Source organism: Vallitaleaceae bacterium 9-2, assembly GCA_038396585.1.
GTDB lineage: Bacteria > Bacillota > Clostridia > Lachnospirales > Vallitaleaceae > UBA1351.
The window spans coordinates 1,837,633-1,863,255 of record CP121691.1; the positions used below are offsets into that span (position 1 = coordinate 1,837,633).

General features: G+C 37.0%; 27 protein-coding genes and 1 pseudogene. 7 read left to right on the forward strand and 21 right to left on the reverse strand.

Annotated features, from left to right (window positions below; translation table 11 throughout):
- Positions 1-19 precede the first annotated feature (19 nt).
- From QBE53_08715 to QBE53_08725, 3 genes are all read right to left on the reverse strand, one after another.
- Positions 20-1,048, reverse strand: a complete 1,029-nt coding sequence (locus tag QBE53_08715; protein ID WZL83179.1) for a beta-propeller fold lactonase family protein — start codon at positions 1,046-1,048, stop codon at positions 20-22.
- 171 nt (positions 1,049-1,219) lie between these two features.
- A complete protein-coding gene (locus tag QBE53_08720; GenBank protein WZL83180.1) occupies positions 1,220-3,043 on the reverse strand; it encodes a rhodanese-like domain-containing protein in 1,824 nt (607 codons plus the stop codon).
- A gap of 27 nt (positions 3,044-3,070) precedes the next feature.
- Positions 3,071-3,979 carry a rhodanese-like domain-containing protein gene (locus tag QBE53_08725; GenBank protein ID WZL83181.1) on the reverse strand — a complete coding sequence of 303 codons (909 nt, stop codon included), beginning with the start codon at positions 3,977-3,979 and terminating at the stop codon, positions 3,071-3,073.
- A gap of 217 nt (positions 3,980-4,196) precedes the next feature.
- Here QBE53_08725 and QBE53_08730 point away from each other — a divergent pair, with 217 nt between their 5' ends.
- On the forward strand, positions 4,197-5,741 hold the full coding sequence (locus QBE53_08730) for a glycosyltransferase family 39 protein (protein ID WZL83182.1): 1,545 nt from the start codon (positions 4,197-4,199) through the stop codon (positions 5,739-5,741).
- On the opposite strand, the gene QBE53_08735 is transcribed toward QBE53_08730, so the two are convergent.
- From QBE53_08735 to QBE53_08755, 5 genes are read right to left on the reverse strand one after another with little or no spacing between them, the layout of a single operon-like run.
- The gene (locus QBE53_08735) at positions 5,731-6,477 is read right to left on the reverse strand and encodes an ABC transporter permease subunit (GenBank protein WZL83183.1); all 747 of its coding nucleotides are present in this window, start codon (positions 6,475-6,477) and stop codon (positions 5,731-5,733) included. The two genes, QBE53_08730 and QBE53_08735, sit on opposite strands and share 11 nt — an antisense overlap.
- Complete coding sequence (locus tag QBE53_08740; protein ID WZL83184.1) at positions 6,462-7,439, reverse strand: ABC transporter substrate-binding protein; 978 nt, start codon at positions 7,437-7,439, stop codon at positions 6,462-6,464. Before QBE53_08740 ends, QBE53_08735 begins: the two co-directional genes overlap by 16 nt.
- Positions 7,417-8,652, reverse strand: a complete 1,236-nt coding sequence (locus tag QBE53_08745) for an ATP-grasp domain-containing protein (GenBank protein ID WZL83185.1) — start codon at positions 8,650-8,652, stop codon at positions 7,417-7,419. Before QBE53_08745 ends, QBE53_08740 begins: the two co-directional genes overlap by 23 nt.
- On the reverse strand, positions 8,649-9,386 hold the full coding sequence (locus tag QBE53_08750) for a glycosyltransferase family 2 protein (GenBank protein WZL83186.1): 738 nt from the start codon (positions 9,384-9,386) through the stop codon (positions 8,649-8,651). Before QBE53_08750 ends, QBE53_08745 begins: the two co-directional genes overlap by 4 nt.
- A complete protein-coding gene (locus QBE53_08755; GenBank protein ID WZL83187.1) occupies positions 9,383-10,516 on the reverse strand; it encodes an aminotransferase class I/II-fold pyridoxal phosphate-dependent enzyme in 1,134 nt (377 codons plus the stop codon). Before QBE53_08755 ends, QBE53_08750 begins: the two co-directional genes overlap by 4 nt.
- A 98-nt stretch (positions 10,517-10,614) precedes the next feature.
- Between QBE53_08755 and QBE53_08760 the strand changes: the two genes are divergently transcribed.
- Complete coding sequence (locus QBE53_08760; GenBank protein ID WZL83188.1) at positions 10,615-10,836, forward strand: sulfurtransferase TusA family protein; 222 nt, start codon at positions 10,615-10,617, stop codon at positions 10,834-10,836.
- 7 nt (positions 10,837-10,843) lie between these two features.
- Here QBE53_08760 and QBE53_08765 read toward each other — a convergent pair whose 3' ends face one another.
- Positions 10,844-11,752 carry a LysR family transcriptional regulator gene (locus QBE53_08765; protein ID WZL83189.1) on the reverse strand — a complete coding sequence of 303 codons (909 nt, stop codon included), beginning with the start codon at positions 11,750-11,752 and terminating at the stop codon, positions 10,844-10,846.
- Between the two features lie 263 nt (positions 11,753-12,015).
- Here QBE53_08765 and QBE53_08770 point away from each other — a divergent pair, with 263 nt between their 5' ends.
- From QBE53_08770 to QBE53_08785, 4 genes are read left to right on the forward strand one after another with little or no spacing between them, the layout of a single operon-like run.
- The gene (locus QBE53_08770) at positions 12,016-12,711 is read left to right on the forward strand and encodes a YeeE/YedE thiosulfate transporter family protein (GenBank protein WZL83190.1); all 696 of its coding nucleotides are present in this window, start codon (positions 12,016-12,018) and stop codon (positions 12,709-12,711) included.
- A gap of 42 nt (positions 12,712-12,753) precedes the next feature.
- Positions 12,754-12,981: a sulfurtransferase TusA family protein gene (locus tag QBE53_08775; GenBank protein ID WZL83191.1), complete on the forward strand. Its 228-nt coding sequence runs from the start codon at positions 12,754-12,756 to the stop codon at positions 12,979-12,981.
- Between the two features lie 54 nt (positions 12,982-13,035).
- Entirely contained in the window at positions 13,036-13,572 is a 537-nt protein-coding gene (locus QBE53_08780; protein WZL83284.1) for a YeeE/YedE thiosulfate transporter family protein, read from the forward strand.
- Between the two features lie 15 nt (positions 13,573-13,587).
- Positions 13,588-14,838 (forward strand): FAD-dependent oxidoreductase, encoded by a 1,251-nt coding sequence (locus tag QBE53_08785; GenBank protein WZL83192.1) that lies wholly within the window; start codon positions 13,588-13,590, stop codon positions 14,836-14,838.
- Positions 14,839-14,921: 83 nt separating this feature from the next.
- Here QBE53_08785 and QBE53_08790 read toward each other — a convergent pair whose 3' ends face one another.
- Positions 14,922-16,040 (reverse strand): hypothetical protein, encoded by a 1,119-nt coding sequence (locus tag QBE53_08790; GenBank protein ID WZL83193.1) that lies wholly within the window; start codon positions 16,038-16,040, stop codon positions 14,922-14,924.
- A 95-nt stretch (positions 16,041-16,135) separates the two neighbouring features.
- The gene (gene flgB / locus QBE53_08795; protein WZL83194.1) at positions 16,136-16,501 is read right to left on the reverse strand and encodes a flagellar basal body rod protein FlgB; all 366 of its coding nucleotides are present in this window, start codon (positions 16,499-16,501) and stop codon (positions 16,136-16,138) included.
- A gap of 124 nt (positions 16,502-16,625) precedes the next feature.
- On the opposite strand from flgB, the gene QBE53_08800 reads away from it, so the two are divergent.
- Positions 16,626-17,321: a TrkA C-terminal domain-containing protein gene (locus QBE53_08800; protein WZL83195.1), complete on the forward strand. Its 696-nt coding sequence runs from the start codon at positions 16,626-16,628 to the stop codon at positions 17,319-17,321.
- Positions 17,322-17,350: 29 nt separating this feature from the next.
- Here QBE53_08800 and hisIE read toward each other — a convergent pair.
- The 10 genes and pseudogenes from hisIE to QBE53_08850 form a co-directional block, all read right to left on the reverse strand.
- A pseudogene (gene hisIE, locus QBE53_08805) lies at positions 17,351-17,980 on the reverse strand (bifunctional phosphoribosyl-AMP cyclohydrolase/phosphoribosyl-ATP diphosphatase HisIE).
- A gap of 21 nt (positions 17,981-18,001) precedes the next feature.
- Complete coding sequence (gene hisF, locus QBE53_08810) at positions 18,002-18,766, reverse strand: imidazole glycerol phosphate synthase subunit HisF (protein ID WZL83196.1); 765 nt, start codon at positions 18,764-18,766, stop codon at positions 18,002-18,004.
- Positions 18,767-19,492, reverse strand: coding sequence for a 1-(5-phosphoribosyl)-5-[(5-phosphoribosylamino)methylideneamino]imidazole-4-carboxamide isomerase (gene hisA / locus QBE53_08815; protein ID WZL83197.1), 726 nt, complete (start codon positions 19,490-19,492; stop codon positions 18,767-18,769).
- A gap of 12 nt (positions 19,493-19,504) precedes the next feature.
- The gene (hisH, locus tag QBE53_08820; protein ID WZL83198.1) at positions 19,505-20,113 is read right to left on the reverse strand and encodes an imidazole glycerol phosphate synthase subunit HisH; all 609 of its coding nucleotides are present in this window, start codon (positions 20,111-20,113) and stop codon (positions 19,505-19,507) included.
- 10 nt (positions 20,114-20,123) lie between these two features.
- Complete coding sequence (gene hisB / locus QBE53_08825) at positions 20,124-20,720, reverse strand: imidazoleglycerol-phosphate dehydratase HisB (protein ID WZL83199.1); 597 nt, start codon at positions 20,718-20,720, stop codon at positions 20,124-20,126.
- Position 20,721: 1 nt separating this feature from the next.
- A complete protein-coding gene (hisC, locus tag QBE53_08830; protein ID WZL83200.1) occupies positions 20,722-21,783 on the reverse strand; it encodes a histidinol-phosphate transaminase in 1,062 nt (353 codons plus the stop codon).
- On the reverse strand, positions 21,776-23,071 hold the full coding sequence (hisD, locus tag QBE53_08835) for a histidinol dehydrogenase (GenBank protein ID WZL83201.1): 1,296 nt from the start codon (positions 23,069-23,071) through the stop codon (positions 21,776-21,778). Before hisD ends, hisC begins: the two co-directional genes overlap by 8 nt.
- Positions 23,072-23,085: 14 nt before the next feature.
- Entirely contained in the window at positions 23,086-23,721 is a 636-nt protein-coding gene (gene hisG / locus QBE53_08840) for an ATP phosphoribosyltransferase (protein ID WZL83202.1), read from the reverse strand.
- A complete protein-coding gene (gene hisZ / locus QBE53_08845) occupies positions 23,721-24,983 on the reverse strand; it encodes an ATP phosphoribosyltransferase regulatory subunit (GenBank protein WZL83203.1) in 1,263 nt (420 codons plus the stop codon). The genes hisG and hisZ overlap by 1 nt, the downstream gene beginning before the upstream one ends.
- A 109-nt stretch (positions 24,984-25,092) precedes the next feature.
- Complete coding sequence (locus QBE53_08850; protein ID WZL83204.1) at positions 25,093-25,623, reverse strand: Holliday junction resolvase RecU; 531 nt, start codon at positions 25,621-25,623, stop codon at positions 25,093-25,095.

Genomic DNA, 25,623 nt, shown 5'->3' on the forward strand with positions numbered 1-25,623 from the left:
TCCTGCCTTCTTCTGTCTTTTATTCAATAATTTCTTCTACACAGCTTATCAAAGGAATGGGGATGGAATCAATATATTTTAATATTGATTTTCCGGTTCTTTGCAGATTAAAAACAGATAATTGTCCACTTTTTTGATTTGCTACAAAGATTTCTTTTTCATTGCGACTTAAAGCGACTAATCTGGGCCAATCTCCCATACAGTCAAGTTCATCAATCTTAGTGACTTTGTCGTCTTTTACTTTAAAAAGTGACAATGTATTTGGTCCTCGATTTGGAACAATCAATATAGAATAATCCTTTGTCATAACACTTGTTCCTATAGCATTAGGTACTTGATCTGAAACTTGAATAGTATTTACTATTTCTATTATTTTGCCACTTTCATGATCAAAAGATAAAACAAAGATACTATTATCAAATTCATTAAAGCAATAAATATACTGGTCATTTTTTGATAAAAGAAGTTGCCTTGGACCACTTCCTTTTGGCAAGTCAAATCGTTGATGCTCTAAAAGGGGCGCTTTGTGTATTGTCTTCATATCAAATACACGGATACACTCATGTCCTAGGTCAACTAAAAATAGCCACTGCTCTGAATGTGATAAAATCGAGCCATGTGCTCGTGGCGTGATGGTATGATCTTCTGGAGAAAATGTATTCATAAATTTTTTCTTATCTTTACTATACACATGTAAATGACCGCTTTCATAGCATGATACAAAAATATATTGAAGATTTTCCTGTGTGTACATATGGCATGCTCCACCACCGGTTGTTGATGCCTCATGACTTTTAAATACACTTATGGGATCTTTAAAATAGCTGTAGGTCGATAATTTAACCGTATCATCCAACTCATGTAATACATAAAGATTCGGAGATTCCCACGTTAAGAATGAAGGATTTTCATTGTCAAAAATACCGTATCTATAATGCAGGCCGCTTTCATCAAAGCGAATAATATTTACATCATGGTGTTGCTTTGCCCCACTATAACTTCCGGTGAATAAAGTTTTCGTATCAATGAGTTTTTTTAATCGTTTCAATACATTCAGATCCTTTCTTGGTTTATATTTATGAAAAAATCTTTCCGTCAAACCATAAACGTTCTTAACTTACATTATATCTTATCAAAGTAATGGATGCAAGCCAGGCAAATATAGCGTTGTATTATAAAAGCGACTCCATCTATTTATGAAGTCGCTTTATAACTTTATTTATTCGGTTACGGCTGAATATCCGTGATTAATCCAACCATGCGGAGCATTGCTATCCATTCCCATACCACCATTAAGTGAAACAGCATCATAACCTGCCAAACGCATAGCTGCAACAGCTTGTCCTGCAGTTTGACCTGTATAGCAATAGACAACAACTTTTTTATCCTTAGGAACATCACTTGTACGTATACCCGCCATCATGTCATTACCAAAAGGAATATTTTTTGCACCTTGAATATGACCTTCGTCATAAGCATCAGCTCCACGGATAGATAATAGATAAAAGTCTTCACTATTTTCAATCATCGTGTTCAAATCATCTTCAGATATCTTATAGTTGGCAAAAGTCGTTCCCTTAACATCGTCTAATCCGTTATAATAGCTATCTAAAGCTGTCTGAACTTCCGAATCTACTGTATAGAGAGTTTCATCAAATGTTGCAGGCTCTGTTGTAGTGAGTGCATCTACACCTTCAACAGTAGATATGCCAAGCATCCAACCAAGATTTACACTACGCGCATTGATTCCTGCAATGTTCATCGTCGCAACCGCTTGTCCTGCAGTTTGACCTGTATAACAATAGACAAAAACTTCCTTATCTTGAGGAATCTTTGCTAGATTGCTTGCAATAGCCGGTCCCCAAGGTACGTTGATAGCGCCTTGAATGTGTCCTTCGTTATAGGCGTCAGCACCACGAATATCAAGAATAACCATATCATCACCTGCGATAACCTTATCAACAAAATCTTTTTGACCTATTTTATAAATGTGCTCAGGCATATTGGCAAAATAATTGTCAACCAATTCATCAATGGAAGCTGCTTCCTGTACAACGGTTGAATATCCGTGATTAATCCAACCATGCGGAGCATTGCTATCCATTCCCATACCACCATTAAGTGAAACAGCATCATAACCTGCCAAACGCATAGCGGCAACCGCTTGTCCTGCAGTTTGACCTGTATAGCAATAGACAACAACTTTTTTATCCTTAGGAACATCGCTTGTACGTATACCCGCCATCATGTCATTACCAAAAGGAATATTTTTTGCGCCTTGAATATGACCTTCGTCATAAGCATCAGCTCCACGGATAGATAATAGATAAAAGTCTTCACTATTTTCAATCATCGTGTTCAAATCATCTTCAGATATCTTATAGTTGGCAAAAGTCGTTCCTTTAACATCGCCTAATCCGTTATAATAGCTATCTAAAGCTGTCTGAACTTCCGAATCTACTGTATAGAGAGTTTCATCAAATGTTGCAGGCTCTGTTGTAGTGAGTGCATCTACACCTTCAACAGTAGATATGCCAAGCATCCAACCAAGATTTACACTACGCGCATTGATTCCTGCAATGTTCATCGTCGCAACCGCTTGTCCTGCAGTTTGACCTGTATAACAATAGACAAAAACTTCCTTATCTTGAGGAATCTTTGCTAGATTGGTTGCAATAGCCGGTCCCCAAGGTACGTTGATAGCACCTTGAATGTGTCCTTCGTTATAAGCGTCGGCACCGCGAATATCAAGAATAACCATATCATCACCTGCGATGATTTTATCAACAAAATCTTTTTGACCTATTTTATAAATGTGCTCAGGCATATTGGCAAAATAATTGTCGATTAGAGTATTCAAATCTGCCACGTCACCAGTTGCTTCGTCATCGCTTGATGTAGTATCATCAGAGGATTCACTGACGTCTTTTCCACCGGTTAAATCCATAGAATATTCTTGTGTATCCTTATTATTACATGCTGACAACCCAATAATCATACTTACAATGAGTAAGAGTGTCATTATTTTTTTTGCGTTTTGCATAAACTATCCTCCATTACTATTAAATTATTACGAACCGTCGGCAGCAGAAGGTGTGACCACTTCATCAGACTGTTCTTGCATTGGAACATCTTTAGTTGACCATTCAAGCCATGCTCCGTCATAAACGATAATATTTTCATACCCTGCTTCTTCTAATAGGAGCGCTGTTTGAGCAGCTCGAACAGAAGTCTTGCAAAAGATGATGATAGTATCATCACGATTTAAGCCTAAGTCTGAGTAATCGTTGTAGGTATCTCTTGAAGATTTGAATGTTCCATCTGTATAAACGTTGTTCGTATGTGGATAAAGAATACTTGTTGGAATTGTTCCTTCTGCATATTCTGCATTTGAGCGTACATCAAGTATTTTTGCCTGTTCGATTCCTTCAACCACTTCCAACACTTCATCTGTTGTTGCTATCATTGAAGTATTCATATCTTTAGCAGTATATTGCACAGGCTCAATTTCTGGAATGTTCATGGATAGTTCAAGTCCTTCTTTAACAATGGCAACTTCGCCACCATTGACCACCTTCACATTTTCATGACCATATACTTTCATAACCCACCATATACGAGCGGCATATATTCCGTCTTTGTTATCATAGATATAAACCTCTGAATCCGGTGTGATACCTTTGCTACCTAAAACTGCTTCAACCTGTTCTTTTGGCGCTATAATTCCAGGAACAGGTTCAGAAATACTTACTTCGGCAGAGGTTAAGTTAATTGCTCCTGCCAAATGACCCTTTGCATAATCTTCTTCGCTTCGAGCGTCTATTACAACGACATCGTCTTTTGAAAGTAATGGACCTAACTGGCTTGCTTCAATGATGTGTGGACTTTCATTGTAGGTTGTCGTGTTACAGCCAACGATTGTTAATAAAACAACAAACACAAGCGCAAGTATAGCCCCTTTCTTTATCATTATGTTCATAGTGAAACCTCCTAAATACGTGAAAGATTGTTAAATTTTGCGCAAATCTGGGAATTATACGCGACACATTTCACTTACTCTTTATTATAGAGCATATTTTTGAATTTAGTCATAAGTATTTTTAATACACTATCCAAGAACCAAATATCAACCTAGACAGAAAACGAAATAATAAAAACATGTTATAATGAGGAATAAAGTTTTGGAGGATCACAAGATGAAACGTAAACTATTTTTAAGTATATTATTGTGTGCATATATTTTTATCCATATTAAAACACTGCTTACATTTCCACTAATGCATTCGGATGAGGCTTGGCTTGGAGGGCTTTCGCTAGAGTATCTTATTCAAAAGTCCCCTTTTGTAACCGAACCCTTCTTTGACCTTTTTCCAAGAAGCCCACATTTACTCAAAGTTTTTTTTCATGGAATTCAAGCTATATTTATTGCTCTCTTTGGCTATGGTCTATTTCCGCTACGCTTAATCAGTCTTATATTTGGACTTATTGGATTATATGTTTTTTATCGTATATTGATACAAGTAAAACTTCGTCCCGATTTTGCCTTATTAGGCGTCTTACTTCTTGCAACCAATATTCAATTTATCTATGCAACACATTTTGCTCGTCAAGAAATCATTTTATTTACGCTACTTGTTTTTTGTTATTACCTTGTTGTAGAAAATAGTAAAACCACTATTTTAGCTTCAGGGCTTATCATTGGTCTTGGTGTTGGATTTCATCCCAATGCGTTTATCCTCTCCTTAATGATTGGAACATGTATTTTGCTTAATGTTATTTATGGAAAACTATCTTTTAAACTACTACTGTTCTGGGGAAGCATTGTTGGAGTGGTCGCATTGATTTTTCCTTTGACGACACTAGCGATAAATCCATCTTTTGTTCAGGACTATTACGCCTATGGAAAAACTTTGTCCGTTGACGCCCCGTTTTTACAACGGTTTGCGAATATGGTTGCATTTTATCAAAAAATATTTTGGCAAATATCTGGAACCTATTATTTGCCAAATGTTCGCCCGGTTTTTTATAGTTTGTTTTTTTTATTTATTTCTAGCTTTTTTACAAAGTCATATCAAAAGTTATATTGGCGCCATGCTTTTGGAATGCTTATAGCATTTAATGCTGGCGTATTCATCATAGGACGATATAATACTACCTCTATTGTTTTTATAATATTTCCATGGTGTCTGATGGTGGCACTTGAAGTCACCACCCTTGTTAAAAAAATACCGCTATTAAAAAGGTATCGTTTTTGGAGTGCATTCGTATGTGTATGTGTACTTAGCATAAGTTCCTTACTTCCTCTATATAAGGATATAAATGCTATGTCCTATGCAAATTACGCAGTATATGAACAGCAAATAAAAGAACACCTGGCTACAGAGGGCGCTATTCTTGGAAATTTAAGTAGTGGGTTTGTTTTTGCCGGACGGGATTTTTATGATATTAGAAATCTTGCCTATTTAGATAAAAATATGCTTGGCAAGTATATTGCCAAGCATAATATTCAAACGATTATATATTACGAAGAATATGATTATATTCATCGCAATACTATGTGGGAGATTCTATATGGATCAGATGATCACTACTATGACCAAATGCAGGAATTTTTGAGTCAATACGGAACAAACGTCTATGCGTTTGAAGCACCTTATTATGGTACACGCATCATTCGTTATATGGGAGATTATCCATGGAAAATATATATCTATCACATTCAAGACATGCCTACATATTGAATTTTGGCAAAAGATAGCCTTCAATGAGCAAACCGATAAGCATGACAAAAATAATGCCAGCATACATTCCCGGCGTATCCATAAATGATCTGCGTTCATACATATACCACCCCAATCCGCCAATTTGGCTGATGGCTCCAAAGATCATTTCTGAGCTAATTAACCCTCTCCATCCTCTAGACCATCCAATGTGAACGCCCGTTTTAATGTGCTCTGTAGATAAAGGTAATAAGACATAGCGTAGCAATTGCCACTGACTGGCACCATTATTTGAAGCCACTTCAATATACTCTTTGGGAATGTTTTTAAATCCATTTTTTGTACTAAGGTAAAATGACCAAACAACATTATGAATAATGACTAGGCAAATCCCTTCGACTCCAACACCTGCAAATAAAAGAACAATGGGTAAAATGACAACACCAGGTAGAGGGTGAAGCATGGTAGCCAATAGTTCAAAAAGAGCTTGTAAAGGCGATGAAAAATAATCCAAGCAAGCCATTAAAAGGCCAATAAGACATCCAATACTTAAGCCGATAAGGACAATCGTTAAGGAATGAAGCCCTTGAATTAATAACGTTCCATCCTTTATACCAAGAACTAATCGGATAAGAACCGTTGAAAATTTTGGAAACACTAAAGGATGTACCCATTCAAAGTAGCCAATGATTTCCCACAAGATGGCAAGGAGTATTAGCCATAAAATTTTTTTGCGATTTTTTATTTTTCTTTCCATATGACCTCTTTTACTTCCCACTGTTTGTTTAAATACTCTTGAGCATACATAAACTCAATAAAGCGCGTTACGCCCTTGATGTTTGTTGTATAAACCATCTGTTCGTCGTATAGATAGGAACGCAAGGTTTCCCGGTCGATTTCATAGGCTTGACTTAAGATATCTAATGCTTCTTCGGGAGAATCATATAAAAAGTTTATTGAATCTTCTAATGCGCACTGAAAGGCGTCATATTGCTTTGTATCCTCATAAAAGCTTTCTCTACATACGCCCACAATAAAGGTAAAAGGCTCGCCCATTCCTTCGCCGCCGCTTGCAAGTAGATGGGCATCTTGTTCTTTAAGCTCTTTAAATAAATAAGGCGGTGCTGTATAGTGTGCAACGACGGTATCGTCAACAAGTAAAGCCTGATAGCCATCAGGATGATTCATGGAGATGAGTTGATGATCGAAGATGTTGCTTTGCCCTAATTTTTTTTCAGCCTCCATACTCAAAAGAATATGTTGAATGCTCCCTGGCTGAGGCAATGCTATTTTGCCGGCATCAACTAAATCTTCAAGCGACTTAATTGAAGGGTCATTTGTTATTAAACCTAAAGGGCTTTCAGATAATCCGCTCATCATCTTCCACTCCATTCCTTGATCAAGACCAATCAAAAAAGGTGGAATCCCCATAAACCCAACATCTAACCCATCAGCTAACATGGCTTCACGTATGGCGGTTGTGTTGCCCAGTTGTACCCATTCGACATTTACTGTATCCTCTAGATAGGCATCTAAAAAATTTTTTTCCTGCATGATTTGCAGAGGTGCATAGGCAATGCCGTATTGTTTAGCAATGACAAGGGTATTATCCTCTTGTTTTGTACAACTTGAACTTATCAGTACCATTAATATAAGGATAAATATTAAAAAGATAGAATGTAATAATGTACTTTTTTTATAGTGGACTATGAATGACATGGTTTTCCCCCTTTGCATCAGTTATTTTTAATAGTTGATAAAAACGTGTCAATGTTTGGTGCACTTTAGCTGAACTTGTTCCAATGATAACGGCATATCCCGCTCGTTGTGTAGCATTTTCAATGGACGTGATTGTATCACCAATCTCAACATGATAGCCGACATCAATAACGCCGGGAATAGCCTTTAATTGATGGATATCCGTAAGCCCAACGATGGTTGTTGGTTTGACAAAAAATAATTGCACCGATACATGATATGGATTTTTCCTAACATCATATGTATTTAATATCTCTTGTGGATATTGTTGCCCAAGAGCAAGTGCAATTTGAGCCTTAACAATATCAAATCCTGTAACCTTTGGTATGAAAACCGCTTCATGCGCCCCACCGATTCGGCAAGCAATTTCATTGACTTTGATTCCTTCTTCTCCGAGCAAATATTGAAAATATATAGGACCATTTTCTATATTAAAGGTATGAACAATTTGATGGGTAAGCTTGTGGATTGCATCGCCATATCTAGAGCTATGCTTTGATGGAAGCCTATGGGCCAAACATACACCAAGTTGACGTTTAGATGAAAAGGTTATGCGATCGGTAACGGTAAGCAATGTGCACTGACCATTAACAACCCAACCACTCACAGTAATCTCATCATGTGGGTAGTACGTCTCAACTAAGATTTCTTTTTGCCGACTATGCATAATCACAGATGGATAGTGGTCTATAACTTCTTGAACTGTCTCCAGATAAAAAATCCCCCGCTGTCCTTGAGAATCAACCGGTTTTACAACTACTGGATATGTCAATGTCCTTAGGTCGTGTTCATTAACGCCTTTTTCATAGATAACATAATGTGCTGTCGGAATTTGGTGCTTTACAAACATTTTTTTCATGGCAATCTTATTGGTAACCTTTAGCGCTGTCTCGCATGTCAAGGCAGCTGGAAGTGCAAGGGCTTTTGAGGCAAGCATTGCACTTAGGACAGGTTGATCTGTGCCTAAAGTCATTATACCCTGAACCTGATGTTGGGCTGCGCATTCTATAACTTTTTGACTATCAAATGTAGAATCATAGCATTGACCATCGCTATATTGGTGACCAATAGCATGGGTGAGATAATCAAGGGTAATCACTTGATGGCCCATCGCTTTTGCTTTTAGAATCCCCGGAAGTTGTGCATTGGATGCACCTAATACAAGTAGCTTCATTCAAAAATCTCCTTAATAATATATTGGCAATTCTGTTTTGATTTATAAGAAAACTTATTGAACCGAGTATAGTTAAAGATGACTTGAAGCATCAGTTGTACAAGTTTTTTTGTACTGTAGCGTGTATACATATTATGCTCACCGGGATTTACAGGATGGTTTTTAATATGAATGTTCATCTGCAAAATACGTGCAGATATGTAGACGTTTGGAACACAATCTTTAATAATATACTCTACAACAAAACGACGCATACCTCGGTAACTGGTTAAACAAAGGTTCCTAGGTTTTCCTAAAAAACGGTAAAAAAACCATTCTTTAAACCTTGTTCCCCAAAAACGCATTGGCTTTTGATTGGGCTTAGATATATAGCCATAAACTACGTCACACCCTGCGTCCAAATGTTTTTTCAGTTCAAAAATAGACTTTGGATCGTATTTTAAATCATCATCATAGGTGAAGATATAATCATACTTTGCATAACGTAATCCAGCTAAGGTTGCATTTTGCTGACCAACATTTTCAGCTAGAATGAGACTGTGTATTTGAGCATATTGCTTTGAATATTTTTTTAAGACCTCTGTTGTATGATCTTGACTTGCATCATTAACGACAATAATCTCATAATCAAACGCATCGGATGTCCTTTGTGTATTCATGATGCACATAAGTTCATCTAATGTATGGGATATATGCTTTGCATGATTGTAGGTAGGAATTACAATCGAAATCATTGGACCCCTCCCCAAAAATAATCACAACATAGTTGTATTTTTTGGATAGATGCTCTATCCAAATCCGGATAAATCGGTAATCGAATAAGTCGTTCACCTAAAGCTTGTTCTTCATTTGATGTGAATGTTGAGATTGCCACATGCTGGTTAGCCATATGACTGTTCGATAAAGGAACAAAATGACTTCTTACATCAATATCATGAAGCATCATATGACTTTTAAAGACTTGGGCATCTGCCACATCTTCAAACAAAAGATAAAAAGTATGCCCATTGGTCTTCGTTGTAGCATCCTCTTGACTAAAGGATACATGTGCATATCTTTTTTCTTCAAAATACTGTTGATAGCAAGCAAAGATTTCACGGTTTTTCTGTACAATAATATGGCTTTGCTCTAACTGACCATATAAAAGTGCCATAAGCAACTCCGATGGCGAATAACTCGAACCAAGATCTGTCCATTCGTAAAAAGCAACATGGCCTTGCAGGAACTCATCTCGATTTGTTCCCTTATGGCGAAAACGTTTAGCATAGGCATAACGTTCATGATCCTTTACAAATAGGGCGCCTCCTTCACCGCATACAACATCTTTGGTTCCATGAAAGCTATAGCAGATATAATCACCAAAATCCTTAGGTTCACGTTGTGTTGGATTTAAAAAACATTGCGCACTATCTTCAATTACTTGTAGTTGATGACGCCTTGCAATCTCCATAATAGATTCCATATCGGCTAGAAAACCTCCATAATGAATGACCAAAATAGCTTTTGTGTGCGCGGTTATTTTTTCTTCAATACGAGCAGGATCTAACGTTAAATGTTGGTGTTCAACTTCTGAAAATACAATTTTGCCTCCGGCTAATAGCACTGCATTGGCAGCGGATGGAAAATTATATGAAGGCATGATAACTTCATCGGTTGATGATAGATTCAAGCACTGACAAGCACACTCGAGGGCATGTGTTCCTGAAGTCATTAACAATAAATTATCGAAACCCAGTTTGCTTTTTAACCAAGATTGACATTTTTTTGTATATTCTCCATCTCCCTCTGTTCGTCCGCTATCTAATACGTCCATTATATATTTTTTACTATGCGCTAAAGCATATGGCTTATGAAATCTTATCATTTGAAACCTTCCCTTGACTTTTTTTGTCGATAAAGCTATTGTAATTATAAAGTAGAATGCTACATAATTCAATTTGAGATATTAAAGGAGACAAGTACATGTATAAGGTTGATTGTTTTGGTGATTTTTGTCCTGTCCCACTTATAAAAGCTGAAAAAACATTTGAAAAACTCGCCGTTGGCGAGTCCTTTATGCTATGCACAGATCATAGTTGCGTTGTTGAATCCGTACATGAATATTTTAAAAATCGTCAACATAAAATTATTGTGGATGAAGTACTTAACGGTGTCTGGGAAATTACAATTATGCGAACTCACTAACACTAAACTAACAAAAACTCTTTCGCCCAATTTCAATAAGATATTCGCGTGATAAGCGTGCAGATTGTGATAAATCTTTTGGCTTTTTTGAGAGCATGTAGATATCATAGTCTAAACTCAAGTCCTTGACCTCAATAAGCTTGATGGATTTTTCATATAGTTCGTGCTTAACCGATTCATATGGGACAAATGCCATTCCATATCCGTTAAGTACAGAAGACTTTACGGCGGTAAGTGAATCCGAATTAAAGATAATATTTAAGTGGTGCATGGTTTTACTTCTAGAGAGCAATGCTTTTTCTAAATGATCACATGTCTTGCTGTGCATCGTACACATAATAAGCTCCACTTTTAATAATTCGTTAAGATCAATGGTGTCTTTGACCGGATAATCTTCTTTGGCAATCAATACGACTTTCTCTTGTCCCATCTTATGGTAGGAAAAAGCATCAATATCATCTATTTCTTCAATTGGAACATCAATAAAACCAAAATTAATCATATCATCTTTTAAGTCTTGAATAATCTCATGGCTATTTTTAGCTTCCAACTCATAATTATATTCTGGAAATTTCTTTTTGATACGATACATCATACATGGTAGTGAGTATGCGGATAAAGACAATGTTCCGCTAATAATTAATTTGTTATGGTCAGAATCATAGTCATTAAGTTCTACAATCATCTTATCAAAGCTTTTAATGAGCGTATTCGCATATTTTAAAACAATTTCACCGGTCGGTGTCAAAGACACGCCTCGATTACTTCGATGAAGTAACTGATGACCCAAATCCTCTTCAAGCTTTTGAATCATTTGACTCAATGCAGATTGAGACATATGGGTCTTTAAAGCTGCTTTGGAAATACTTTTTTCATGGACAACGGTTAAAAAATAGCGTAAAGCATCAATTTGCATAATTCACCTCTTAATTTTATTCATTTTGTCAATTTTGTCAACCTTGTCGTTATTATATCACAACAAATCAAATAATAGAACACTGTCATAAGTAATACTTATACTGCATAAGAAAGCGCATTGAGCACGATAGCAGATAATATGATAATATATTAACGGGAATTATATTACGACTAAAATCACTGAATCACTAATAATAAGACACAAGTTTGTTAATTTATTATTAATATTAAAGTGAAATATTTTTTAAGGAGTGAATTGACATGAGTGATACCGGAACAACATCTTCTATCAGAAGAAGTTCCTCAAGAGCTGGTTCAAGACGACGCAAGCCGAAAAAAAGTCAATTGCATTTTTCGATACTTGCAATCGTTGCGGTTACCGTTCTAGCACTATTTCTCTATCAAAGAGGTAATAGTACTGCCTGGTTCTTAATTACCGGATTAGCGTTTGGATATATTCTTCAACGTTCACGCTTTTGCTTTACTGCATCGATGCGAGATCCGTATTTAACCGGTGGAACTTCTCTTACACGGGCAGTCTTAGCTGCATTTGCAATGACGACCATTGGATTTACCGCAATTAAATATGGTTATTTTGCAAAAGGTCTCCCTATCCCCGGCATGGGATATGTGGTCCCTATTAGTTTTGCAACCATCATCGGTGCATTTATGTTTGGCGTCGGTATGGTTATTGCTGGTGGATGTGCATCTGGAACCCTAATGCGTGTGGGGGAAGGATTTTTTATGCAAGTACTTTCCATGATCTTTTTCATTGTCGGCTCTCTATGGGGTGCACATGATTTTGGATGGTGGAAATATCATGTAATTTCAAAAGGAAAAGCAATCTTTTTACCGGATATCTTTGGCTGGTTTGGTGCTGTAGTTGTCCAATTACTGATTATTCTTCTGCTCTATATGGCAGCAGAAAAATATCAAAAAATTCGAGCAGAAAAATAAAAATCAATGTAAATTATTTAAAATCTTAAGGAGGATTATATTATGAATGAAGTAGTAATCGATTGTTTAGGAGAAGCGTGTCCAGTACCTTTAGTAAAGGCTCAAAACAAATTAAAAGAATTAGCTGTTGGTGACATTTTAATCGTTCAAATTGACCATAGCTGTGCAATGAAGAATGTACCTGAATGGGCACGTGAAGACGGACACAACGTAGAAGTTGAAGAAGTTGACGACGGTGAATGGGAAGTAATTATTGAAAAAGTAAAATAATTAGACGTACACAGTCTATTAGGAGGTCTAATAGTGAGTCAATTTAAAGAAGCAATGTTAAAAGTGACAGAAAATGATGTATATAAACGTTGGCTTAAAACAGCATGGCCTTATTTAACAGGCGCGGTCTTACTATCGCTGTTTCAGATTGTCACCCTCGCCACTACATCCAATCCATGGGGAGTCTCCGGCGTCTTTGCCAATTGGGGCGCTTGGATTTATGAAGGGCTTGGTGGAAGTGTTGACAAATGGTACTATTTTTCAAGTGAAGGTGCTCAAGCAACATTGAACAACGGTTTTTTAAACCACCCAGGGACTTGGAGAAATATAGGTATTATATTAGGTGCTTTAATCGCTGTTTTATTAGCTTCTCAGTTTAAAATCAAAAAAATCAAATCGAAAAAACAAGTAGTTGCTGCTATTTTAGGTGGTACTATGATGGGATACGGCGCACGTATAGCCTTTGGATGTAATATTGGGGCTCTTTTTAGTGGTATTGCCTCCCTCTCTTTATCTGGATGGGTCTTTGGAATCGCAATGTTCTTTGGCGCCATGGTCGGCAGTAAATTGCTTGTAAAGTTTTTCATGTAGAAATCGGAGGAAATAATGGCAAGAGAAAAAAAGATTGAAAATTATGATGTGGTCGTTATCGGCGGCGGTGCTGCAGGACTAACAGCTGCCATCTATGCCGGTCGTGCCCGTCTAAAAACAATTCTTATTGAAAAAGCACTTGTTGGTGGTCTTGCAACTTATACCAACGAAGTTGAAAACTATCCTGGTTTTCCCAATAAGCCTAAAGGTGAAGATATAACCAACCTCATGAAAGAACAAGCTAAAAATATGGGGGTTACATTTAAACTGACCGATGTAAAATCCGTTGATTTAAAAGGTGAAGAAAAAGTCGTAGAAACCTTTAGAAATAAATACATTGCAAAAACGGTTGTTTTAGCAACAGGTGGTCGCCCTCGAATCACCAAAGCTGAAAATGAAGAAAAATACCTCTTTGATAAAGGGATTTCCTTTTGTGCAACCTGTGATGCGGCAGCAAATACCGACAAAACGGTTGTTGTTATTGGTAGTGGTGACGCAGCAATTGAAGAAGGTATGTTCTTAACAAAATTTGCAAAAAAAGTCATCGTCTCTGTACTGCATAACGAAGGCAAGATGGATTGTAATGAAATCGCTAAAGAAGCTGCATTAAAAAATCCCAAAATGGAGTTTATATGGAACTCCACTGTCAAGCGCTTTGAAGGCGAAGGACATCTTGACACAGTTGTGTTGCGAGACCTTCGCACCGACGAAGAAATTCCAGTCACCTGTGACAACTGTTTTGAGTTCATTGGATATGTTCCGAATACGGAAATATTTAAAGACCAAATCAAGTTAACTGGTGCCGGATATATTATGACCAATGAAAAAATGGAAACAAATATTGAAGGAGTATTTGCCTGCGGGGATGTACGTGACAAGTGGTTAAAACAAGTTGCTACTGCTGTTGGTGATGGCGCTATTGCTGGATTTGCGGCTGAAAAATATATTGCAGAAAGTGAAACTTTCCATGAAGTGATTATGCAAAAAGATAAACCTGGCCTAACCTTTATCTATAATGCAGTCGATGCTGAAAGCCGTGAATTTCTTATTGAAATCGAAAAAATTGAAAACCATTTTAAAGATCGAATTATTGTTAACCGCATAGATATCTACAAATCCAGTGGGATTGCCGATCGTTTAAATGTGAGTGAATTTCCAGCAGTCATATTAACGGTAGATGGAAAAGTTAAAGAACGTTTTATCGGACACCTTGACAGCGAACATATTAATAAGCAGCTAGATAGTATTTGCAGTGAATGTAAATAATTTATCTAACCTCCATAAAAAAATGAGCAACCACATAACGTATGTTACGTGGTTGCTCTATTTTTATAAGCTATTTTGCCTACTTAATATCGCATGATTGCTCCTGCTTCTATCATATCACTAGTATGAAGTTCAAATACTTCTCCACCATTTTTAAGGGTATGGTATACTGCAAAGTCATAAACATCTTCATCCATTTGTTGATGTTCAAAATGAATATTGACTTCAGTATCGGTAATGTTTATATTACCCCAACGCATTTTTTTCTTAGGAATAAAAAGCTGATCTACTTGTTTATAAAAGGATGCGACAGCTATTTCTTTCAGTTCCGTTAATATTTTTTCAGTGCCTTGATAGGCATTAAATTTTTGATAGGCTTTTTGCATACGCTCTTGTTTATATGGACTTAAGATACTATTGATATGCTTATGTACATAATCATCTGAAAATTCATCCGGGTTTCCCTCGATAAATTTATCTAATAAATGTTGGTGTGTATTAGCCTCTTTATAAATTGGAAATAGATATTGTACGCCCATAAAGATTACTGGAATCGGATTGTCTTGAACAAATGGCTTCATCGCTTGATCGATTTTTCTGAAAAACTGAAAAAGGTTTGCTCGTTCATGTTCATCAATTCCTCCATGTCCATGAATGCCTTTGCTTCCTCCATTGCGCTGAAGATGACGTTCAGGTGTATCATAGCCAAGCTCATCCCAAATATTTTGTGGAAAATCTTTAGGTGTAATATCTTCAATCTCATAAAGGGTCCATTGTAAAAGTTTTACACCTTTTTGACTGACACCAACAACATAGGCTTGATCTATTGAATGCATCATTTGCACCAAAGGCTTTATATAAAATCGATGATTAATCATCATTACCTCATCCACTTCAATGGGAAGCTGATAATAGAAAAAAGCATCTGGAGATATAAAAATAGCCAATGCTTCACTTTGATGTTTCCAAAATGGAATATCATCGACAAAAGCTTTTGCCGGCTTGAGTAGCGCATCAATAACTTCTAATTTATATTTTTTTTGTTTTAACTCGTGAGTAATGTTTTCCAGCATATTTTTTAAGCGAATACGCCCTTGTTGGGCTTCGTTTCCCACTTCTTGTGTCGGTACGAAAATGGATATACATAATTCGCTTTCATGATTGAGTAGAATTGCTAAGTCATTTTTTAGAAATTTTCTCATCCAACATACCTCCCGTATACGAAAAAAATTATATGATACACTTTCTATTATAACATAGATAAAAAAAAGATGCCGCATTTTCATGCGTGCATCATTTATTTTAAAACTGTTTTAATTCGGTCATATCCTGATAAACTAATCAATGTATTGTACTTTAACTGGTTTTGAGCGAGATAAACCATCTCTGTTTCTGCATTGACATTATTACCGTCTTTACGATAACTAAGTGAAGGTTGATCCGTAATCGTTGGAAATTCTATTTTGTCAAGTTCTCGTGAACTGGTTTTATTGTTGCGAAGTGCACGTTTTAAAGACCGTTCAAAAGAAATATCTTTTCGCTTATAATTAGGTGTATCAACATTGGCAATATTTTCGCTTATAAGTTTGTTCCGTTGCCATGTTCCATCTAAAGCCTTATGAACAATATTTTTACTTTGGCTATTAAACATATTTTCTATCACACTATCACCTCCATCACATAAAACTTACATTCTAAATAAGTTTAGCATATTTTGGGATATTTTACAATATGACGAAAACACTATTTATGTTAAAATAAAAGAAAACTTTTGAAAGGAGATCTTCATGTCACTTAACCTTGCCTTTTTTATCTTACTTGTGCTTATATCTATATATTTGTTTATAATAGAAGTATTTACAGTTATTTTTATGCTTACAGGTTTGTCCCATACCCGTTCGGTTTTTCAAGTGATTTCATTATTAACCAACTCTGGATTTACAACAAACGAAAGTGAAGTCATTGTAACCTCTAGGCGCCGTAGAAAGCTAGCCATTATTGTCATGATTATTGGGAATCTACTTAACGTGTCTGTCATTTCCACATTGGTTAACATTACAATTACCATATACCGAGATCCAACATTTAACTATGCTCAAGCATTTGTCGGGTTGTGTATTTTTGTATTGATTATTATTATGCATCGACGCGTTCCCTTTATTCGTACACATTTAAATACATTAATAAAAAATATTGCTAATCGCTGGATGTATTCTAAAAAATCCAACCCACTGTTAGTACTCGACAATTTTCATGGATATGGCATTGTTGAAGTCAAGATTATTGAAGTTCCAAGCATTTTAGCCGATAAAACAATTTTTGAATCACGTATCAGCAATAATTTTGGAATTCGTGTACTGTTTATTAAACGCGGGGATACATATATTGGCGACATCGACGATGAGCAGATTATCCTTCCCCTTGATCGGGTCATTATGTTTGGTCCCATCCATCATATCACCCATTTATTTACACCAGATTAATTATGAACGCGGACGATAGATAAGGTTATCTATCGTCTTTTTCCAAGCTCTTTAAAAATCTCATCCCATGTGGCGCCTTTTTCGACAATCAAAACGGTTAAGTGATACAACAAATCACTGATCTCATAAATTATTTCGTCACAACCTTCATTTTTGGCACCGATTATAACTTCTGCCGTTTCTTCTCCAACTTTTTTAAGAATTTTGTCGATACCTTTATCAAAAAGATAGTTGGTATACGAGCCCTCTTTAGGATTGTTTTTACGGTCTAGAACCACTTGATATACTTCTTCAAGAACTCTTGCCGTCGTAATTTCTTGTGCTTGCATATCGTCTGCCGTCATAATTTCTCTATAAAAACATGAAAAATTCCCGGTATGGCATGCGGCCCCTTCTTGGCGTACCTTAAGAATTAAGGTATCGCTATCGCAATCAATTAAGATGGATTGGACATGTTGGATATGGCCACTTGTTTCACCTTTAAACCAAAGGGTTTGACGACTACGGCTATAATAATGCGCCTTCTTTGTAGACATAGTTTGATTAAAGGCCTCTTCATTCATATATGCAAGCATAAGAACTTCATTGGTTACATAGTCTTGGGTTACAACAGGGATAAGCCCTTGTTCATTCGTCTTAAAATTTGAAAAATTCATGATATCTCCTCCTAGAAAATGTCTTTACTTCATACGCATAGGAATCCCTTCATTTTTAAGATATTCCTTTAAATCCCTAATTTCAATTTCTTTAAAGTGAAACAGTGAAGCGGCAAGAACCGCATCAGCTTTTCCTTCAAGAATAGCTGACTTAAAATGCTCCATCGTTCCTGCTCCGCCACTTGCAATAACAGGAATATTAACGGCCTCACTTACTTTGCGTGTTAGCGCATTGTCATATCCTGCCTTTGTACCATCTTGATCCATACTTGTTAGTAATATTTCACCGGCACCACGATTAGCAACCTCTATGGCCCATTCAATTGCGTCTAATGTCCGGTTTTGTCGTCCACCGTGTGAATAGACATCCCAACTTTTACGTTGTGTGTTATATTTGGCATCTATAGCCACAACAACACATTGGGAGCCAAAGCGCTTGGCTGCTTCATTAATCAAATCCGGACGTGCAATTGCCGCTGAATTAACAGAGACTTTATCTGCTCCAGCAAGAAGTATTTCACGGAAATCTTCAAGGGTTCTTATGCCCCCACCAACCGTCAGGGGTATAAAAATTTCCTGAGCAGTTTTTCGCACAATATCAAGTAGTGTACCTCTTTGTTCATGCGAGGCAGTAATATCTAAAAAAACCACTTCATCTGCAAGGCTTTGATTATATGCTTTTGCAACTTCTACAGGATCACCGGCATCAATTAAATCGACAAACTGCACACCTTTGACCACACGCCCTTTATCTACATCTAGACATGGAATAATTCGCTTGGACAGCATCTACTCACCTCTTTCAAAAAGTGTAATTGCTTCATCTAATGCAATAGCATTCAAATATAAGGCTTTGCCGATAATCGTTCCCTCCACACCAATGACCTGTGTTTGTTCTAAGTCTTGCATCTTCGACACGCCACCTGAAGCAATAATGTCCATTCCCGTTTCTTTAATGAGCGCTTGGGTTTGTTGAATATTTGGTCCCATCATGGTTCCGTCTTTACTGATATCGGTATAGATGATAACATTTACGCCCATGGATTTCATGGTTTTTGCAAAATCAATAGCATCAATATTACTGACGGTTTCCCAACCATGGGTAGCAACCTTACCATTTTTGGCATCAATGCCAACGGCAATATGACTTGAGCCAAAGCGCTGAATTGCCTGCTTTACAAAGTCGGGATTTTGTATAGCCATTGTTCCGATAATAACCCGTTCAATACCCATATCAAGACGCATCTGAATATCTTCTAAGGTTCTTACCCCACCACCGGTTTGAATCGGGACATCAACGACATCGATGATTTTTTGAATGGCATCTTGGTTAATCCATTGCCCATCAAGTGCTCCGTCCAAATCAACAACATGTATGTAGCTTGCACCTAGCTCTTTCCACTTAAGAGCCACTTCATAAGGATGTTCGCTATAGACGGTTTCTTGATCAAACTGCCCTTGATATAAGCGCACACACTTTCCATTTTTTATATCTATTGCTGGATATAGTTGCATATTAACCTCCATTTATTGTGTTGATAGGTTGATAAAATTTTGTAAAATCTGAAGTCCGACCTCACCACTTTTTTCAGGATGAAATTGAAGAGCATATATGTTTTCATATTGGGCAGCGACTTGAATCTCTTTGCCATAGACTGTCGTTGCACTGACAATATCTTGATCTGTCTCCAGATGATAGGAATGTACAAAATAGACATATGCTTCATCAGATAATCCTTCAAAGAGGGGGGATCTTTTCTTGATCGTTAATTGATTCCATCCCATATGGGGAACTTTTAAAGGAACATCTAACGGGATTATTTTTCCTGGCAACAACCCAAGTCCTTGATGATGACCAAACTCTTGTGAAGAGTCAAATAGAAGCTGCATTCCTAGACAAATGCCTAAAATTGGAGTATTTGACATATTGGCATTTACTAAAAGCTGATCAAACTTTTTTTGTCGAATGCGCGTAATGGCATCCTTAAATGCACCGACTCCCGGTAAAATAAGTTGGTCTGCTTGACTTAGCCGATTATAATCATCACTAATAAAGCAGTTGCCACCTAAAAATTCAATTGCATTTGCAACATTTTTCAAGTTGCCCATACCATAATCAATAATTCCAATGGTCATTGTCATCCTCCTAGTCAAAAAGTCCTTTGGTTGAATGTGCCCCCTGAATGCGAGGATCAATTGTTTTGGCTTCATCAAGTGCTTTGCCAAAAGCTTTAAAAATACCTTCTGCAATATGGTGATTATTCTTACCATATCGAACCTCAATATGACAATTCATTTTTAGATGGCTTGATAAAGCACGGAAAAATTCTTCCACCATTTCTGTTTCCATATCCCCAAGTCGGTCCGTTGTAAACGGCGCATCAAATTTTAAGAAGGCTCGTCCCGACAAATCGATGCTACAATATACCAGTGTCTCATCCATAGGAACCCCAGAAAATCCGTAGCGCTTGATTCCATCTTTTGTTCCCAACGCTTCAGCTAAACAAGAGCCAAGGACAATTCCTGTATCTTCAATTGTATGATGTGAGTCTATATGTGTATCTCCTTTGGCCTCAATAGTCAAATCAATAAAGCTTTGTTTTGCCAAGTGACTTAACATGTGATCAAAAAAGCCTATCCCTGTCTGAAGGTTATAGCATCCGCTTCCATCCAAGTTAGCCTCAACAAGGATCTTAGTCTCTGCTGATTGACGTGTAGTTTTTGCATAGCGTTGATTAGTCATTTTAAACCTCCCTTATCTTTTGCAAAATCTTTTGGTTCTCTTGTGGTGTGCCGATAGTAATACGAATACAACCAGCTAGATTTCCTGTAGGTGGATAATCCCGTATTAGAATGGAGTCCTTTTCAAGCATTTGTTGAATTCCATTGCGATTGACTCGAATTAAAAGAAAATTCGTATCACTGTCATATACTTTTTCAACAATAGCTAATGCTTCTAATGCCTGTTTCATCTTTTCGCGCTCTATTTTGATGGCCTCTACCTGTTCCATATAAAAGCTATGATGGTCTAACACAAAGATGGATGCTTCTTGAGAATAGTTGGATAAATTATACGGGGGCTTTCCAACATATAATGTATCTATCATATCTTTGCATGCAATGGCATAACCCGTACGTAATCCTGCAAGGCCATATGCTTTTGAAAATGATCGTAAAATAATCATATGCGGATATCGATCCAGTAAATCAAGCATGGTCTCACCAGAAAATTCGGCGTAGACTTCATCAATAATAACGGGACATTTTGCTTTTTCAAGTACTTGAATAATGGATTCACGCTTTAGTAATCCACCAGTGGGATTATTGGGTGTACACAAAAAGACAAGCTTAGGTGCTTCAATCTCTATGGTCTCCAACAATCTAGGGATATCATATTCAAATGTATCCGTCAAAGGATATTCATAAACATAGGCATGATTTAACAAACCTGCGAGTTTATACATGCTAAATGAGGGCGTGGGAACTAAGATAGTTTCCCCTGGTTCAACAAAAACCTTGATGATGATATCAATAATTTGATCGGAACCTACACCACATAAAACATTCTCTGCCTCAATTTGAAACTCATTAAAATGCTTGGCAATACGTTTACGAAGCAAGAGAGCATCTGTATCTGGATATCGTGTTATATTGTCCTTGTTTTGCATCCATTGATACATATGGTCAATAAATGCCTGATGATGCGCATATGGGCTCTCATTGGCATCGACCTTTATCTCATAAGGTTTAATTGGCGAATGATAGGGCTGATAAAATTGTAAATCCTTACGCATGTATTTATTCATCTAAAAACCTCACTTTAATGGCATTGGCATGGGCAGTTAGGGCTTCATTTTCTGCAAAGGTAACAATATCTTCTTTTAATGTTGCAAGTGCCTCTTCATTGTAATATATGATGCTGCTCTTTTTGATAAAATCATCCACAGATAGGGGAGAAAAAAATCGTGCAGTTGCATTGGTCGGCAACACATGATTAGGACCTGCCATATAGTCTCCAAGGGGTTCAGGAGAATAATTCCCTAAAAAGATTGCGCCTGCATGGTTAATTTTGTTCATCACCATGACTGGTTCTTTTGTACATATCTCAAGATGCTCCGGGGCAATTTGGTCCGAAATATGAATAGCATCTTCTAGAGAATTTACCAATATGATAGCACCATAATTTTTAAGGGATTCTAACATAATCTGGGTTCTTGATAGTGCCTTAGCCTGTTGTTCCAGTTCACGACTTACATCGTCCGCTAATTGCGCACTTGTGGTTACAAGGACAGAAGAAGCTAGAACATCGTGTTCGGCTTGAGACAACATATCCGCCGCTACATATTTAGCCTTAGCTGTCTCATCAGCAATTATAAGAATCTCTGAGGGACCTGCAATCGAATCTATCCCCACCTGACCAAATACTTTTTTCTTGGCGAGCGCGACATATATATTGCCAGGACCCACAATCTTATCTACCTTTTGGATTGTTTGAGTCCCATAGGCTAAGGCGCCAATGGCTTGGGCACCGCCAACTTTAAGAATTTTTTTTATGCCACAGATGTCTGCTGCAACGAGTGTTGTCGGATTGATTTGTCCGTTTTTTAGCATAGGCGTCGTCATGGTAATATCCGCCACTCCTGCCACAAGTGCAGGAATAACATTCATCAAGACGCTGGATGGGTATACTGCTGTTCCGCCCGGAACATAGACACCAACCCGCTCAATCGGTGATATTTTTTGACCGAGCATTGTGCCAAAAGCATCTGTATCAAACCAGGAATATTTTTTTTGCTTCATATGATAACTATAGATTTTTTCATAGGCACGCTTGATGACACGAATAAGGTCGGTATCGACTTGCTTATATGCCTCTTTGATTTCGGCTTCTGAAACAAAAAGCGTCTCTTGGGTAAGTTTTACTTGATCAAACTGCTCGCTGTATTTGATTAAAGCAGCATTCCCTTTGTTTTTGACCGTATCTAAAATTTGACTTACACTTTGTTCATACTCTTCATAGGAAGTCTGTTCACGTGTTTTTAAAAAATCATCAATAATCAATTTTTTGTTGTTGCGTAAATCATATCTTTTCATTGGCTACTCCTCATCTATTGCAAAGTATCTCGCAATTGTGTAATCATCGCATTAATCCGCTCACTTTCCATTTTCATACTCACACGATTAACAATCATACGTGCTGATAATGGACAAATCGTCTCTAAAACAACAAGACCATTTTCCTTAAGTGTTGTACCTGTTTCAACAATATCGACAATAACTTCAGACAATCCAACAAGAGGTGCAAGCTCAATCGAACCATTGAGTTTAATGATTTCTACTTTTTGATTTTTTTTATTATAAAAATAATCTTTGGCAATATTAGGATATTTGGTTGCAACACGAATGGAGTTATTGTATTTAAGTTGTTCTTTCATCTTTTGTGGACCGGCAACCACCATATTGCACTTACCAAATCCAAGGTCAACCACTTCATAAAGATTACGTCGTTCTTCTAGAATCGTATCTTTTCCGACAACACCTATGTCAGCCGCACCATATTCAACATAGGTTGGTACGTCGCTTGCTTTTGCCAAAAAAAACTTTAATTTTAGTTCTTCATTTACAAAAATAAGTTTACGTGTATCCGTATACATCTCTTCACAGGTGATTCCTTGTTCTTCCAGTAATTTTAAAGCTTTCTTGGCTAAACGGCCCTTTGCAAGAGCAAATGTTAAGTAGCGCATTATAGGCCTCCTTTTGATAAGTCACTTAAGTTTACCGTATTGGTTTCATCCGTTGACAAATTAATGAGTTCAACTGTATCTGCAGCATTAATATACATAATCCCGCCAATATTTTTATTCTTTCCATATTCTTTAGCTATATCCAACGCTTGGTTTTTGGTATCCAATTCCACGGTCATTTTCTGGCGTCGAAGAACTTGAGCGAGCTCAATAGCTGTTTTTCTATAGGCTTTATTATAAACAATCAGCGTATTGGTGGATGGAACATCAATTGCTATCATTTGACGCATAATAGCGCTTAACAACTCGTCTATACGTATGGCAAAGCCAACCGCCGGCATATCATAGGCAAAAGTGCTTAGTAGCGCATCGTATCGACCACCATCAACAACACTTACACCTGTTCCATAGGTAAAACCCTTAAAAATAATCCCGGTATAGTATTGTAACTGTGAGACCATTCCTAAATCAAAAGATACATAAGAGCTTAATTTATATTCCTTAAGAATGTTATACACCTCTTTGATTCGCTCGATGGCTTCAAGGGCAGTAGTGTTGGTCGTTAGTTCCTTTGCCCGTGCTAATACTTCTTCTTGACCAAAGAGCTTTGGAAGCTCAAGCAACCCGTTTTTTGCAGCACTTTCTATTTTTAAATCTTCCAAAAGCTCCTCAAGAGCAATGTAATTTTTTGCATCAATAAGGCTGCGTACTTCCTCTCGCAGTTCATCACTTAACCCTGCTTCAGCAGCTAAACCTTTAAAAAAACCTGCATGGCCTATATCAAGTTGAAATTCTTGTAAGCCTGTAGCAAGTAAAGCGTTAATGGCTAATGCAATGCTTTCGGCATCGGCATCGGCATTGCCAATACCAATACACTCAACTCCTGCTTGCGTATATTCTCTTAACTTTCCTTGATAGTTTTCATTATTGTAAAAAACATTTCCCAAATATGAAAAACGTTTGGGTGAACGTTCATGATTATAAAATGTGGCTGTATACCTAGCAATACTTGGCGTCACATCTGGTCGTAGCGACAAGATATCCCCTTCCCGATTAAAAAATTTATAGAGATTTTTGCTATCTTGTGTCCCTCGCTCATAATGATAGATATCAAAATATTCAAACATCGGCGTTTGAACTTGTTCATATCCATATTGATTAAAGACATTGAGGATCTGTTGTTCAATATGTTGTTTTTTACGAGTATCTAATGGATGAATATCTCTTAGTCCTTCTACCGTGTGTAAAATTTGCTTGGTCATAACGTCACTCCTTAACTTTATCATGGCGCAGTGCTAATTTGCTAATTTATTAAACTTGCTATTTATTATATGGGATGAACAAGACCTTGTCAATTGTTTTCTCACATTTTTATGAATCATGAAGGTATTGATCTAGCGCATCGATATAGTGAACGATATATCCATCTTTATTATGGACTTCAATACACTCTTTAAATGCTTCAAAAGGTATGGACTTGGGTCCGCCGTTATTGGCAAGTGTAATTTTTTCAACAATGAATGAAAAAGGAACAAAATATATCTTTTCTTGAGAACTAAAATAAATCAGAAAAAAAGACGTCCCCTCGTGTTTTTCAAAGTCTTTCATAAAATCAATCTGGTGATGGTGAATGTTTTTTAACGGGAAGCGTTTAAGTTTTGTTTCTTTTGCATCAAAGCAAATAGGATAACCCTGTACAAGGCCAATATAATCAACCGTGGAGCGTTCTTCAAAAAAAGCCTTTTTGATATTTCCATGTGCCGGGTCCAGTTCTACCGGTTTAATGGGTGTTGGTATTTTTTGTATTAACCCCAGTTGGTGCTCGCGATATTTTGTGTTGGTCAAATTAATATATTCTTCCAAGGCACTTCCTCGAAGTCCTCGACTACGATAATAAGCCAT